Annotated in this window: 13 protein-coding genes and 1 pseudogene; 8 read left to right on the forward strand and 6 right to left on the reverse strand. The window is 52.3% G+C overall.

Going from position 1 to position 14814, the window contains the following annotated elements; translation table 11 throughout:
- Positions 1-106 precede the first annotated feature (106 nt).
- Complete coding sequence (locus PsB1_RS02655) at positions 107-2473, forward strand: ATP-dependent helicase (RefSeq protein WP_420887865.1); 2367 nt, start codon at positions 107-109, stop codon at positions 2471-2473.
- A 13-nt stretch (positions 2474-2486) separates the two neighbouring features.
- Here the strand turns inward: PsB1_RS02655 and PsB1_RS02660 are convergent, their stop codons facing one another.
- Positions 2487-3359 (reverse strand): flagellin, encoded by an 873-nt coding sequence (locus PsB1_RS02660; RefSeq protein ID WP_284358877.1) that lies wholly within the window; start codon positions 3357-3359, stop codon positions 2487-2489.
- A gap of 232 nt (positions 3360-3591) precedes the next feature.
- Complete coding sequence (locus PsB1_RS02665) at positions 3592-4449, reverse strand: flagellin N-terminal helical domain-containing protein (protein WP_284358878.1); 858 nt, start codon at positions 4447-4449, stop codon at positions 3592-3594.
- A 334-nt stretch (positions 4450-4783) separates the two neighbouring features.
- Here PsB1_RS02665 and mdh point away from each other — a divergent pair, with 334 nt between their 5' ends.
- On the forward strand, positions 4784-5746 hold the full coding sequence (gene mdh / locus PsB1_RS02670; RefSeq protein WP_284358879.1) for a malate dehydrogenase: 963 nt from the start codon (positions 4784-4786) through the stop codon (positions 5744-5746).
- 86 nt (positions 5747-5832) lie between these two features.
- Positions 5833-6305: pseudogene (locus PsB1_RS11835) on the forward strand (GNAT family N-acetyltransferase).
- Positions 6306-6308: 3 nt separating this feature from the next.
- Here PsB1_RS11835 and hemW read toward each other — a convergent pair.
- Genes hemW through PsB1_RS02690 form a run of 3 tightly spaced genes read right to left on the reverse strand, consistent with a single transcriptional unit; the run spans position 6309 to position 8723 of the window.
- Positions 6309-7460 (reverse strand): radical SAM family heme chaperone HemW, encoded by a 1152-nt coding sequence (gene hemW, locus PsB1_RS02680; protein ID WP_284358880.1) that lies wholly within the window; start codon positions 7458-7460, stop codon positions 6309-6311.
- Positions 7457-8062 carry an RdgB/HAM1 family non-canonical purine NTP pyrophosphatase gene (gene rdgB, locus PsB1_RS02685; protein ID WP_284358881.1) on the reverse strand — a complete coding sequence of 202 codons (606 nt, stop codon included), beginning with the start codon at positions 8060-8062 and terminating at the stop codon, positions 7457-7459. The genes hemW and rdgB overlap by 4 nt, the downstream gene beginning before the upstream one ends.
- Positions 8063-8066: 4 nt before the next feature.
- Positions 8067-8723 (reverse strand): YggS family pyridoxal phosphate-dependent enzyme, encoded by a 657-nt coding sequence (locus PsB1_RS02690; RefSeq protein WP_284358882.1) that lies wholly within the window; start codon positions 8721-8723, stop codon positions 8067-8069.
- On the opposite strand from PsB1_RS02690, the gene PsB1_RS02695 reads away from it, so the two are divergent.
- A complete protein-coding gene (locus PsB1_RS02695; RefSeq protein WP_284358883.1) occupies positions 8716-9303 on the forward strand; it encodes a thiamine phosphate synthase in 588 nt (195 codons plus the stop codon). The genes PsB1_RS02690 and PsB1_RS02695 overlap by 8 nt on opposite strands.
- Here the strand turns inward: PsB1_RS02695 and PsB1_RS02700 are convergent.
- Positions 9300-9761 carry an NtrZ family periplasmic regulatory protein gene (locus tag PsB1_RS02700; RefSeq protein ID WP_284358884.1) on the reverse strand — a complete coding sequence of 154 codons (462 nt, stop codon included), beginning with the start codon at positions 9759-9761 and terminating at the stop codon, positions 9300-9302. The two genes, PsB1_RS02695 and PsB1_RS02700, sit on opposite strands and share 4 nt — an antisense overlap.
- Before the next feature lie 302 nt (positions 9762-10063).
- Between PsB1_RS02700 and PsB1_RS02705 the strand changes: the two genes are divergently transcribed.
- The 4 genes from PsB1_RS02705 to holA all read left to right on the forward strand — a co-directional run bounded on the left by PsB1_RS02705 (position 10064) and on the right by holA (position 14814).
- Positions 10064-10588 carry a DUF3576 domain-containing protein gene (locus PsB1_RS02705; RefSeq protein WP_284358887.1) on the forward strand — a complete coding sequence of 175 codons (525 nt, stop codon included), beginning with the start codon at positions 10064-10066 and terminating at the stop codon, positions 10586-10588.
- A 79-nt stretch (positions 10589-10667) separates the two neighbouring features.
- A complete protein-coding gene (leuS, locus tag PsB1_RS02710) occupies positions 10668-13265 on the forward strand; it encodes a leucine--tRNA ligase (RefSeq protein WP_284358889.1) in 2598 nt (865 codons plus the stop codon).
- On the forward strand, positions 13262-13777 hold the full coding sequence (locus PsB1_RS02715) for a hypothetical protein (protein ID WP_284358891.1): 516 nt from the start codon (positions 13262-13264) through the stop codon (positions 13775-13777). Before leuS ends, PsB1_RS02715 begins: the two co-directional genes overlap by 4 nt.
- Positions 13774-14814, forward strand: coding sequence for a DNA polymerase III subunit delta (gene holA, locus PsB1_RS02720; RefSeq protein ID WP_284358893.1), 1041 nt, complete (start codon positions 13774-13776; stop codon positions 14812-14814). The genes PsB1_RS02715 and holA overlap by 4 nt, the downstream gene beginning before the upstream one ends.

Genomic DNA, 14814 nt, shown 5'->3' on the forward strand with positions numbered 1-14814 from the left:
TCCCAGACCAATAACATTGTCTAATTGTACCGATTGCGCGAACCAGGCGACAAAACCAAGCTGACGCTCTATGTTCGCTTATCGTTCTAACTTAGCGAATCATACCATGTCCAGTGAATCCCCCCTTACGATTTCACAACGCGCGATGGCTCAACCGCTTGGTCTAAGCGCTGTAGCGGGCGAGTTTCCATGGATGCTGGACCTCAATGAACGTCAGCGCCAAGCGGTCGAAACACTAGATGGTCCTGTGCTTGTTCTGTCGGGGGCGGGCACTGGGAAAACCAAGGTACTCACTTCAAGGCTCGCGCAGCTCCTGGTGACTGGGCGGGCTAAGCCATGGGAGATATTGGCGGTAACCTTCACCAATAAGGCCGCGCGTGAAATGCGCGAGCGTACCCAAAGACTGATCGGTCCAGTAGGCGAAGGGCTACGCTGGCTTGGAACATTCCATTCAACCAGTGCGATGATTTTGCGTCAACACGCAGAGCTGGTGGGGCTTAAACCCAGTTTCACCATTCTAGACACAGATGATCAAATCCGCTTGCTCAAACAAGTCATCGAATCTGAAGGGCTAGACCAAAAGCGCTGGACACCGCGTTTCTTGGCGAGCTTGATTGAAGGTTGGAAAAACCGCGCACTAACACCCGATAAAGTACCCACAGATCAGGCATTCTTGTTTGCCAATGGCAAGGGTGCCAAACTCTATGCCCTCTATCAAGCACGGCTTAAAATCCTCAATTGCGTGGATTTTGGTGACTTATTGTTGGAGACAATCAGTCTTTTTTTAAACCAAGCTGATGTGCTGAACCAATATCAGACCCGATTTAAATTTATTTTGGTTGATGAGTATCAAGACACCAATGTCGCCCAATATCTTTGGCTCCGTCTCTTGGCGCAGCAACATAAAAATCTCTGTGTCGTTGGTGATGACGATCAGTCGATTTATGGATGGCGCGGGGCAGAGGTGGATAATATTCTGCGCTTCGAGCACGATTTTCCTGGTGCCACGATTGTCCGTTTGGAACGAAATTACCGCTCAACCCCCCATATATTGGCCGCTGCCAGCCATTTAATCAGCTCTAATAAAAACCGGCTTGGCAAGACATTATGGACAAAAATGCCCGATGGTGAACGGGTATTGGTACGCGGCCTCTGGGATGGGGAAGCCGAAGCGCGCCTAATTGCTGACGATATTGAACAATGGCGACGTAGCGGTCGTCGCTATGGCGAAGGCGCGGTTCTGGTGCGGGCATCGTGGCAGATGCGCGCCTTTGAGGAGCGCTTCTTGATGCTGCAAATCCCGTATCGAGTGATAGGCGGCCCACGCTTTTTTGAACGCGCCGAAATCCGCGATGCGCATGCTTATTTCCGGTTGGTGCGTTCTTTGGACGATGATTTGGCGTTTGAGCGCATCGTCAATGTGCCCAAGCGCGGCATAGGTGATACAAGTGTGCAGCGACTTAGTGCTGCCGCGCGGCTGGCAGGGGTGCCCCTTGTTACCATGGCCAAGGACCTTTTGGGCAGTGATGAACTCAAAGGTCAGGCGCGCACGGGCCTAACCCGCTTTATCAACCAGCTAGAACATTGGCGCAAAAAGGCCCTTGAGCTGCCCCATACTGAGCTTGCTGAAATGATCCTAGATGAAAGCGGCTATACCGACATGCTTAAAGCCGACAAAAACCCCCAGTCGGTATCGCGCCTCGATAATCTTAAGGAATTGGTGCGTTCGATGGGCCTGTTTGATACGCTGGCAGCCTATTTAGAACATATTGAATTGGTTATGGATTTGGACCGTGCTGAGGCAGGAGACGGCGTTCAGATTCTAACCCTTCACGCCGCCAAAGGGCTTGAATGGCCTTTGGTGTTTTTGCCGGGTTGGGAAGAAGAAGTGTTTCCCTCCAAGCGCGCTTTGGATGAAAAGGGCGATAAAGCTTTAGAAGAGGAGCGCCGCTTGGCCTATGTCGGGCTAACACGGGCGCGTGAAAGTGCGCGCATCAGCTTTGCTGCCAACCGACAAATCTATGGCCGTTGGGCGAGTGTTTTACCCAGTCGCTTTATCGATGAATTGCCAGATGGACATGTCGATGCGGTCTCAGATACCGGCTATTTCACTCAGGCTATTGGGGCGGCTGAAGCGCGATTTAATGCCTATGGTCCACTCTCGACCCCGCCTGGGGATGGCTTTAACGCTGGGTATGAAAGCCCCGGCTGGAAGCGGGCACAGGCAGCTCACGCGCTTAAGAAGGGTGGCTTAACCGCAGCAAAGGGTTTTGGGGGACCGATTGTGGATGGCGAGGCCAAGCTGGTTGCTAAAACCGGTGCTGGCGACGCCAAATACAAACTTGGCCAACGCATCTTCCACGATAAATTTGGCTACGGCTTGGTCGCCCATGTCGAGGGCTCCAAACTCACCATCGCCTTCGAAAAATCAGGCGAGAAGAAGGTCATCGATAGCTTCGTTCGCCTAGCTTAGTCTTTGGTTGGTGTTAGTTTCTAAACAGGCTCAAGATGGCTTGAGGTGCTTGGTTGGCAATGGAAAGAGCTTGGGTACCTAATTGTTGCTTGACTTGAGTTGCCTGTAAGCGGGCAGATTCCACTGCAAGATCAGCATCCACCAGATAGCCAATCCCTCCTTTGATACTGTCCTGCAGCTTACTTACAAATAACTCATGATTTTCTATGCGTTTTGCTGATGCTGCTAAGCGAGCGATTTCAGTATTCACATATTCCAGCGAAGCAACGAGCCGATCACGCACCAAGGCAGAATTAGCGGCAGTGTCGAGCACATCGGTTGTTCCCAAATAAACATCTGTCGCTGGTGAAGCAGGGGTTCCACCTGCTCCCGTTGTCAAGCGGAGATCAATGATCGGCAAGGCAACAGTTAGAGTGCCTGTTGAATTGGCTAAGAAATCATATTTGGTAGCTGGTGTCGCATCACCGCCATTGAGTGCATTCGCCTCATCAAAAGATGCATTTGCGATAACAGATGCAATTTGATCGCGCAACTGGATGAATTCATTGTTATAAGCGGCGCGCGAAACTGCCGTGATCGAAGTGTCTGAAGCAGCAACTGCTTTTTGGCGCATCTGTGCAAAAATATCGGAGATCTGCGCACCCGCTGCCAGTGCCACATCCGCGATGGATTTGGCACGGTTCAAACTCGTACGGACCGCATCATAAGTGGAATCTTCAGAGCGTTGTTGCTGAGCGATATTGTAAACAGCGCCATTGTCTCTGGCTTCAGAGATTTTGAAACCCGTATTGATACGAGTTTGAATCCCTTCCAATTCGCGATTGGTCTTGTTCAAATTTTGGAGAGCAACCATTGCCCCCATATTTGTGTGAACACTACTCGACATGGCTTGTTCTCTCTCTTGTGATAATCAGTCTCTCAGGTGACATGGCTGGTCTAAGAGTGACCCCTGAATGATACAGGTGAGACTTTGTATTGTTTGAGTAACTAACTAAGAATATTGGTAAAAAATTGGATTCAACCCAATCACCCCTTCTTAAACTCCACGATGGGAACGAGGGTCGAGATCGATTTGATTTAAGAAGCTTTTGCTGCGTCATGATTGAATTCATGCTCCATTAATTCCGGAACAGAGATAAAATGCCCTGCGGGGCTTGATTGGCGATCGAGAGCGCTTGTGTACCCAATTGCTGTTTGACTTGCAGCGATTGTAATCGTGCACTTTCCTTGGCCAGATCAGCATCCACCATATTGCCGATGCCACTGGTGATGGCGTCTTGCAGTTTGGAGACAAAGATTGCGTGATTATCAATTCGTTTGGCCGTAGCACCTAAGCGAGCTAGCTCACTATTGATATAATTCAATGATGCGACCACCTGATCACGTGATGTGGCGGCTAATGCCGCGGTGGATAGGTCTGAAGTGGCACCAACATAAACATCCGCTGCAGGGACGGCAGGGGTGGTTCCAGCTCCTGTGGCCAAGCGAAGGTCTAAAGTTGGCAGTGTTATTTTCTCGCTAGCGGTCGAATTGGCCAAAAACTCTAAGTCCGAGCCACCGCCTAAGATATTGGCCCCATCAAAGACAGCATTGGCGATGATGGACGGCACTTGGTCGCGCAAAGCTTTGAAATCATCATCATAGGCTTTACGGCTGACAGCTGAAATGGAAGTGTCAGATGCCGCCAAAGCATGCTGGCGCATCGAAGTAAAGAGGTCAGATAAAGCTGTACCCGCTGCAAGCGCAACGTCTGCAATGGATTTCGCGCGATAGAGACCTTCAGAAACAGCATCATAAGCTAAATTTTCGCTGCGTTGATTTTGTGCGATATTATAGGTCGCACCATTATCCTTGGCTGTCGCAACCTTAAAGCCAGTGCTGATCCGATTTTGCGCTACATTTAGATCGCGGGAAGTTGTGTTCAGGTTTTGGAGCGCAACCATTGCACCCACGTTAGTATGAACGCTATTAGACATCTGCTATCATTCCTCCTGCCATTTTTGGCGGCGATTGCGCATGGGCTTTTACTCAGGCCGCATTCAAGCTTATGTTCAGCAAAGGGCGTGCCACTGGAATACTTTATCTATGCAATTGTTTTATTTGAATTTATCGAATAACTCTTGTGGATAAAGCTCAGCCATTCTGGTAAACACTGCCCAGTAGCCTACCTTAACGGGCAAAAATTGCCGCATAGCGCATTAGCCGCATATCAACGGTCACACCATTGCTGGACCACTCACATTGCAGTGCATTCAAACACACGCTAGAGCCCATGGGGAACATATTAGCTCTATATGAGGGGAAGCACAGATGGCTCGGAAAAAAATCGCTCTGATCGGTGCGGGCATGATTGGCGGCACCTTGGCCCATATTGCTGCGCGCGAAGAATTGGGTGACATTATTCTGTTTGATATTGCAGAAGGCGTGCCACAGGGCAAAGCGCTTGATATCGATGAAGCCAGCCCGATTTTTGGTTCAGATATCGATATCAAGGGCGCGAATGATTATGCCGATATTGCCGGGGCAGATGTATGCATTGTCACCGCTGGCGTGCCGCGCAAACCAGGTATGAGCCGCGATGATCTGATTGGTATCAATTTGAAAGTCATGAAAGCGGTCGGAGAAGGGATTAAGACATACGCCCCTCATGCATTTGTCATCTGCATCACCAACCCACTTGATGCCATGGTATGGGCGTTGCGGGAGTTTTCGGGCCTGCCGCATCACATGGTGTGTGGCATGGCTGGGGTGCTCGATAGTGCACGGTTTCGCTGGTTCTTGGCGGAGCACTTTAAAGTCGCAGTTGAGGACATCCATGCTTGGACCTTGGGAGGGCATGGCGATGATATGGTGCCGATGGTGCGCTATTCCACCGTTGGCGGTCTGCCTTTGCCACTGTTGGTTGAGCAAGGCAAAATCAGCCAAGAACAACTCGATGCCATTGTTAAGCGGACCCGTGGCGGGGGTGGCGAAATTGTTGCCCTCCTAAAAACCGGTTCGGCTTTCTATGCGCCTGCCGAAAGCGCCATTGCGATGGCTACTTCTTATCTAAAGGACAAAAAACGCGTTTTGGCCTGCGCCTGCCACCTGACCGGCCAATATGGCATTAAGGACATGTATGTGGGTGTGCCAGCCGTGATCGGTGCTGGCGGGATTGAGAGCGTGATTGAATTCCCGATGGACGCCCACGAAAAAGAAATGTGGGCCAAGTCCATTGCAGCGGTCAATGGCTTGTTGGCGGCATGTAAAGAGATTGATCCCTCCTTAGCCTGATCATGGCAATCGGACCCACTCTTGTGACACAGCGGTTGATTTTGCGACCGCCAACCCAAGAGGACTTTCCTGCTTTTGCCCTGATGATGGCCGACGGCGATCATGTGAAATTTATTGGTGGGGCGCTCTCTGCGTCGATGGCTTGGCGCCAACTTGCGGCCATAACGGGGTCTTGGTCATTGAGGGGCTTTTCTATGTTCTCAGTCTTGGACCGCCAGACGGGGAGTGGCTAGGTCGCGTTGGACCATGGATGCCCGAGGGTTGGCCTGGAACGGAAGTTGGCTGGGGTTTAGCGCCCTACGCAACGGGCAAAGGGTATGGGCTTGAAGCTGCATCCGCCGCCATGGATTGGGCGTTTGATCACTTAGGTTGGACGCAGATTATTCACATCATCGATCCCAACAATAAGCCTTCCGAAGCACTCGCCGCCAGCCTTGGCTCAATCAATCTGGGGCCAACCCGCATGCCGGAACCCTTGGATGTCCACACGGTTAATGCGTGGGGGCAATCGGTGCAGGATTGGCGCAAACGCCGAGGCTTAATCGGGCGCTTGCGTTAATGTCTAGTCGGTCAGCAATCCTGTGATGATCGTATCAGCCACCAAGCGCCCCTTTGTGGTCAATCCAAGATGGGTGGTGGTTTGCCACATATAGCCTTGATCCACCCGGGTGCGAATGCGGGCGGGATCGAGGGTCAACCAGGCAGCATCCGTATCTGCCATCGACCAAGCTACGCCGTCTTTGAGGCGCAAGCCCATCAGCCAAAATTCATCGCGTGCCGCTTCTGGCGACAAAATCTCGTCCTCTACAAGGCCATGGCCTGCGTCCCTCAAGCTTTGACAATAGTCTTTTGGTCTCTCATGGGCCTTTGTTGCGCGGCGAGCATCTTTCCAGCCTAACCGCCCGTGGGCACCTGGGCCCACCCCAATCCAGTCCTGGGATGTCCAATATAGTATGTTATGGCGCGATCGATTGGGCACCCCTCTGGCGTGGTTAGATACTTCATAGGCTTCAAAGCCCCCAGTTTCTAAATGATCTTGGGTCAAGTGATAAAAATCAGCCGCTAAATCTTGGCATGGTAGGACCAATCGGCCTCGCGCCACAGCCTGCGCAAAAGCAGTACCCGCTTCAATCGTCAATTGATAAGGCGAGATGTGATCAGGACCAATGGCTAGCGCGATGTTGAGTTCCTCCGTCCACGCCTGAAGGCTTTGGTCTTGCCTACTGTAGATCAGATCAATCGATAAGCGGGGGAAAAGTCCGCGCGCAAGATCGGCGGCGGCGAGGCCTTCTTTGGCAGAATGGAAGCGACCTAGCGCCCATAAGCTTGCATCATCAAGGGCTTGTAGGCCCAAGGACAAACGCTCTACCCCAGCCACACGTAGATCCCTAAAGCGGGCGGCTTCGCCATCGGTTGGATTGGCCTCTAAGCTGATCTCACAGTGCTCCGCGAAGCCCCATAATTGGTCACAAGCCTCAATGATGGTGGCCACATCGCGGGGATCCATCAAACTAGGGGTACCACCACCTAAGAACAAGCTTGAAAGCGCGCGCGGCCCCGTCTCTCTTCGCCAATAAGCCATATCGGCGAGGATAGCTGAGACTAAAGGTGCGCTATCTTGACCAGCGGCCTTATAAACATTGAAATCACAATAGGGGCAGATAGCGGCACAATAGGGCCAATGCAGATATAGCCCTAATTGACGCTTGCTCATGTCAGAATTGCGTCAACAAATTGCGCAAAAGCGTGTGCCCGGTGGCTGATGGCATGTTTGGTCACAGGATCAAGCTCGCCGAAAGTCTCATGATAGCCCTTGGCAACAAAGATAGGGTCATAACCAAAGCCTTGGGTACCACGTGGTTTGCCGACCACCTCACCCACCACTTCACCCTCAAAGGCTTTTTCGGTACCATCGGGATAGACCAAAGCCAAAGCACACACAAAGCGGGCCGTCCGGTCCGTCGCACCCTTGTCTTGCAATTGGCGTTCAATTTCTGCCATCGCAGCATAAAAATCCCGATCCGGGCCCGCCCAGCGGGCTGAATATATGCCAGGTGCGCGGTCCAACGCCATCACTTCGAGTCCTGAATCGTCGGCTAATGCCGGTAAACCTGTGGCGAGCGTGGATGCGCGGGCTTTTAAAAGGGCGTTGCCGATAAAAGTCGTTTCAGTCTCCTCAGGTTCAGGCACCCCTAAATCCCCAGCACTGACAACCTCAATATGATATGGGGCAAGTAAGGCGGTTATCTCTGCTAATTTCCCAGCATTATGAGTTGCTATAACAAGTTTTTCTAAAACAGGCCACGATTTGGGCATTAACTTATCTTTCCCCAAATAATGCAGATCCGACGCGCACATGGGTTGCCCCAAATTGAATGGCGGTTTCAAAATCGCCGCTCATCCCCATCGACAGGATCGGCAAACTTTGGCGCATGGCGAGCTTGGCTAAAAGCGCAAAATGCAAGGCGGGCTCTTCATTGGCAGGGGGAATACACATCAGGCCTTCAATTTTGAGCCTATGGTCGGCGCATAGCTCCAGTAAAGCTGGCAGATGCCGTGGTGCCACCCCTGCCTTTTGAGCCTCCTCCCCTGTATTCACTTGGACCAAGAGCTTGGGCAGGTTGTAGCCCATTTTAGCGAGCTTGGCCAAAGCCTCCACCAATTTAGGCCGATCCACGGTTTCAATTACATCAAACAAAGCAATCGCTTCGGCGACCTTATTGGTTTGCAAGGGGCCAATTAGATGCAATGTCACATTGGGGTAGATGTTTTTGCGATGCGCCCAGCGGCTTTGGGCCTCCTGCACACGGTTTTCCCCGAACAGGCGCAATCCTGATTGCAGTGCCGCTTCAATACGCTCATCGGGTTGCAGTTTTGAAACGGCAACCAAGTTTACATCCTGCTCTCTCCTTCTGGCCTTAATGGCTGCACTCTTGATCCGAGTTGTGATTTCAGCAATGCGTTGATCTATGTCCATGGAAAGGCTTCTAGCTTCCCTTAATCAGTTCCGAAAGCCTGTAAAGCGCGGCGTACCGCGCTTGATCGTGTTGACGGACGCGGGACGCGGCTATGATCTCTCCCGGCAAAGTGCCATCTTACCCAAAGGCGCATGGCTGATAGAGCGCACCTTTGGCCATAGTGCTACGCCTAATCATGGTAAGGCCCAGAGACTGGCCACCGTCACGCCCCTTCAGGCGCGCCAAGCCAAACTTACTGGCTTGCACTGGCCAGAGAAGCGTTTGCGGTTACGCAAGCGCAGTCAAAGCGGATCCTTAATCGAAACCGCATCCGCACATCGTGGGCTCACACTTGGCTTGGGCTTTCAGCGTGGTATCACCGTTTTTTTGGTCTCAACCGTATTTAGAAGCGATAGCCCCAGTGCCAAGGCACCAAAGGGGCCGCTGCGAATGGCCTTGTTGCAACGTGCTTTCCCGGCGTGTCTGATTTTTGCACTTGGTGGGGTGCATTCGAAAACGATCAAACGATTGATCAATACAGAAATTTATGGTGTAGCTGTGGTTAGTCTTGCCCAGCCAAACCCAAAACAGGTGAGCTAAAATTTAAACGCTGATTCGACTTTAACGCCGGGCTCACGGCGTTGAGATTGGGGGCGATTTTGAGAAACACCTAATTGTTCGTTTGGTACAACTACCTCACCACCAACCCTAAATTTAGGCGAAATCTGGTAGAAAGCACCAGCACTTGTGCGCCCTGCATTTTGACCGCTGCGTGACAGAAAGGACGACCCCAAATCTTGCTGCATCCCAAAAGTCACGCCCCAGCGACTGCGAGGATCTACTTTCACGGCGGCTTTAAGTTCGCCGCGTGGCACCCAAGCATTCGCGCCATCGCGCAATTCAGAGCCAAAGGTAAAACGCTCATACCACGGGGCTTGTGTGGATTGACCCATGGAAGTGCTGGATTGGGTAGACTTTAGGTCACCCGCAATCGCTTTTCCACCACCCATCATTATGAGTGCGGCGAAACCTCCTGCCAAGATCCAACGATGATACATCCGACTAATTTCTTACTAAGCTTCAATAAGCCCTCAATGTTTTGATTAAAGGCCATAGTCTTCATTAGTCAATCATGCGTCCAAAAGCAAACTGTTTAACGTGAGATTCCGCAAAATCCTTTTGGATCAGTGACATTTCCAACGATAGTGATGAATATGCAACGTCATTGTGCTTTCTTATAATGGATTGCAGGCCAAAGCCCAATTGAACGCATCTTACGGTCTAGCGCATCACGTCCTTCATGCTATAGACCAATTTGTAACCGTCCAGGGCGGACGGGGGGCTAGCTTGGAGCATGCTAATGCGCGTTGTAGCGCCGACACTTACTGCCATACTGATTATAATAATGGGATTGGGAGGCTGCGCCTCCCGCGCTAAAAAGGTTTCTAAAGATCCAGCTAAAGACCCAGCCGTGGCTTCGGCAAGTGTAAAAAGTAAAAAGAAATCTAACTCTAACATCTCCCCTGCCCGTGCCCGCAGAGCAAATCCTACTGCACAAATTGGGGTCAATGCCTTCTTGTGGCGTGCAACGCTAGACACCCTAGACTTCTTACCCTTACTCGATTCTGATCCCTTTGGTGGCACCTATGTCACCGATTGGCATTCTGTGGCCGAAAAACCCGATGAGCGTTTTAAGGTGCAAGTCTATATTCTCGACACACGCCTGCGTGCGGATGGTTTATCGGTTCAAGTGTTTCGCCAAACAAAGGACGCAAGTGGGGGATGGGTCGATGCGAGTGTTGACCCCGATACATCGATCCAAATTGAAAATGCGATTTTGACGCGCGCGCGCCAGCTGCGCATTGCTCAGTTGGAATCTAAATAATCACCGCTTTTCCGAGGTTGATTGTATAGGGCAAATACTATTGTGCGGGTGATAGCCTATCCATTTACAAGGGTCTTTCATGGCGTCACGCTATAATCACAAAGACGTAGAGCCGCGCCAGCGCGCCCGTTGGGACGCGGCTAAATTATTTGCGGCTGGTGAACCTGACCCAAAGCGCGCCAAATGTTATGTATTAGAAATGTTCCCCTATCCTTCAGGGCGTATTCATATTGGCCATGTACGCAATTATGCGATGGGAGATGTCATCGCAAGGCGACGTCGTGCAGCAGGGGATCAGGTCTTACACCCCATGGGTTGGGACGCTTTTGGCTTGCCTGCGGAAAATGCAGCACGCGAACGCGGTGAACATCCAGACGTCTGGACACGCCAAAACATTAAACTGATGCGCAGTCAGTTGCAGCAATTGGGGTTCGCAATTGATTGGTCGCGTGAATTTGCGACCTGCGAGCCGTCTTATTACCGACACCAGCAAAAAATGTTCCTTGATTTATTAAAGGTGGGCCTTGTTTACCGCAAGAAAAGCAAAGTGAATTGGGATCCGGTTGAAAACACCGTTCTGGCCAATGAGCAGGTGGTAGATGGCCGGGGCTGGCGCTCTGGCGCTTTGGTTGAACAGCGCTTTTTAGAGCAATGGATGTTTCAAATCACCCGCTTTGGGGAAGAACTGGTCACAGCCCTCGACGGCTTGTCGGGCTGGCCGGAAAAAGTGCGCATCATGCAGCAAAACTGGATCGGTCGATCCGAAGGCCTACGATTTAGCTTCGCGTTTGATGCCGCGACGCCATGCCCGCTCCCCGGTCCACTTGAGGTTTATACCACAAGGCCTGACACTTTGTTTGGGGCTTCTTTCGCCGCGATTTCAGTGGATCACCCTATTACTTTGGCATTGGCGCAAACCAACCCAGAACTTGAGGCCTTCGCCGAATCTTGCAGGCGGGCCGGTACATCGGAAGAAGCGATTGAAACCCAAGAAAAGCGCGGGTTTGACACTGGCCTGCGGGTTGTTCACCCTTTTGACGCCAGCAAGACCTTGCCCTTGTGGGTGGCCAATTTTGTGCTGATGGATTATGGTACTGGCGCTATTTTTGCTTGCCCAGCGCATGACCAACGCGATTTAGACTTCGCACGTAAGTATGGTCTGCCCGTCCTGCCCGTGGTTTTGCCCCATGGCGCTGACCCCAGCGACATCTCCATTGGCGATACGGCCTTATTGGGCGATGGTACAATCTTTAATTCCAGCTTTTTGGACGGTCTATCCATTGGTGAAGCCAAGTCCGCTGCCATCGCCAAAATGGAATCCATGGGGCGCGGCAAGGGAACGGTTAACTTCCGACTACGCGATTGGGGCGTTTCGCGGCAGCGTTATTGGGGCTGCCCAATTCCGATTATTCATTGCCCAACTTGCGGCCCTGTTGGGGTACCTGAAGATCAATTGCCCGTCGAACTTCCTGAGGATGTGACGTTTGATCGTCCAGGAAATCCGCTTGACCACCATCCGAGGTGGAAGCACGTGTCCTGCCCGACATGTAGCAGACCAGCGGTTCGCGAAACCGATACTTTGGACACCTTCGTTGATTCATCTTGGTATTGGGCGCGCTTTTGTGGACAACCCCTGGATCAGCCAACCGACCTTAAAGCTGTTGAACATTGGCTACCGGTTGATCATTATATTGGTGGGGTTGAGCATGCCGTATTGCACCTGCTTTATTCGCGCTTTTTTGCGCGCGCCATGAAGTTGGTTGGCCTGCAACCAACGCATGAGCCTTTTACAAAATTGTTCACCCAAGGCATGGTTACCCATGCCACTTTTAGGAGCCAAGACGGGCGTTGGCTTTCCCCCGATGAGGTCACCTTGACTGGCACTAACGCAACCGAGATTGCCACTGGCGCACCTGCCATTGTTGGCCCGATTGAAAAAATGTCGAAGTCCAAGCGCAATACGGTAGACCCAGATGATATTGTTGCCACCTATGGTGCCGATGTCGCGCGCTTGTTTGTGCTCTCTGACTCCCCCCCAGAGCGCGATGTTGAATGGTCTGTATCAGGCGTTGAGGGATCTTGGCGGTTTATCCAAAAAATCTGGGCGTCATTTGATGCCTTGCCTGCAACTGAACTAGGGCCCATGACCACCGCCAGCCAAGCATCTGGGCCTGCCTTAGATTTGCGCCGAGCGGCCCACAAAGCCATTGCCGCCATGAGTTTGGCCATCGATACCTATCGCTTTAACAGTGCCATCGCGAACCTCCACGAATTAGTCGGCCATGTGCGTCGGGCCGAAGCCGATACCAGCGCCATGATGCTCGAAGCGCGGATTGAAGCCTTGGGTATCCTAGCGCGCCTCTTACAGCCCTTCACGCCCCATTTAGCCGAAGAAGCTTGGACACGTATCGGCGGGGAAGGCTTTGTAGCTGTGGCACCATGGCCAATCGCCGATGAGAGCCTGTTATCGGATGCCACCATTATGATCCCTATCCAAGTCGATGGAAAAAAACGTGGCGAATTGCATGTCACCAAAGGATTGGACAAGGCGGAGCTGGAACGCATGGCCTTGAACCTACCAGAAGCCATCCATTTCATCGCTGGGCGGCCTCTGGACAAAGTGATTGTGGTGCCCGATCGTATCGTCAATATTGTGACACGTGGATCAGAGGCTTGAAACAGGTGGGCCAAGCTTTGCAAGACTTAGGGGTGATCAGCAGGGCATTTGTTTTGCCACTCGCCCTCATTTTCGGCTTGGTTGGGTGTGGTTTTCGCCCGGTCTATTCGACACAAGGCTCTGGCATTGGTGCGGTTACCATTGCAACGATTGACGGACGAACAGGCTATTTTCTGCGCCAAGAGCTGGAACGCCGCGCCGATCTTGAGGGCAAGGGGGAAAACCCGCGCCAACTGACCGTGACTTTGACACGCGTCTTTAGCCCAGCAGCCCAAGGTGTGGATGGCATTTCCTTGCGTACGGAACTGACAGTGACAGCCGATTACAAGCTCTCAGCCACCCCAAATTTACCCGAAGTAATAGGTACGCTAACGACCAGCGTGGCTTATGAGAGCTTGGATCAAGCCTATGGCGATGTGGCACTGCAAAGTGATGCTGAAGAGCGGATCGCGGGCCAATTGGCAGCTCGGATTTGGCATGATCTGCAGTACCAGCTTAGAACTGCGCGATGAAGCTAACTGGACTTGCTGCCACTAAGGCGGCCATAAGAGACCTATCGCCGCACTTTGTGATCTTGTCAGGTCCAGATGGCGGTCTTTTACGCCGCCTGGCCCAAGCGATTGCGGCCCGCCATCAAAAGCATGATCCACAGCTGGAATTTCAGCGCTTTAGCGAAGAAGATGTGCGCGCCAATCCAAGCTGTATTGAAGAAGCCATTGGGTCAGCTTCCCTATTTGGGGGCGCGGCGATCGCTTATGTCCGGGTTAGTGGCGAAAAGGATGCCAGCACCTTAGCTGCCTTGCTGGAGGTCGCTGACAAAGGCGGGCCGTTACCACAAGGCGTTTTGATCTTGGATGTTGGCGATATTGGCCGCAGTTCAAAATCACGCAAGCTTTTTGAAGTATCGCCCCACGCGTGGTCGTTACAACTCTATGAAACCTCACGCGATGAGCTATTAGGAATCGCGCGCGAGGAGGCCAAAGCCGCAGGGGTTTCCATCGATGCCGATGCGCTTTCAGCTGTGGTAGAAGTTGTGGCACAAGATAGCGATTCAATGGCTTCAGAGGTTCAAAAGCTCGCCCTTTATGCTGGGGCGGGTGGTGTGATTGACTTGGCAGCAGTGAAAGCTGTCGGCTCTGGTGGACGCGAGGCGGGCTTAGATGAGGCGATTGATGCCGCTTTTTCCGGGCACCGCGCCTTATGCGCCAAACGGCTGGAGCAAGCTTTGGGCAGTGGCGCTAATCCAGTGGCGATTTTGAATGGGGTCGGGCGGCGAATTCGCTTATTGTTGCAAATCCGCGCTGGTGTCGAAGCTGGTGACAAGGCCGACGAGATCGTTAAGCACCCCCGAATGGGTATTTTTTGGAAGCGGCAAGGCGAGATGGTTCGCCAAGCAGGGCTCTGGGGTCGAACCGCATTAGAAGACGCTCTCAGCGCGACATTATTAGCTGATAGCCAAGTCAAGCGGGCCGGATCACCCGATGTCGCCCTTGTTGAAACACTCTTGATCCGCATCGCTACGCGGGCGGCGCGGATGTGCGAGCGCTAA

This window comes from Candidatus Phycosocius spiralis, assembly GCF_030158815.1.
Classification (GTDB): domain Bacteria; phylum Pseudomonadota; class Alphaproteobacteria; order Caulobacterales; family Aquidulcibacteraceae; genus Aquidulcibacter; species Aquidulcibacter spiralis.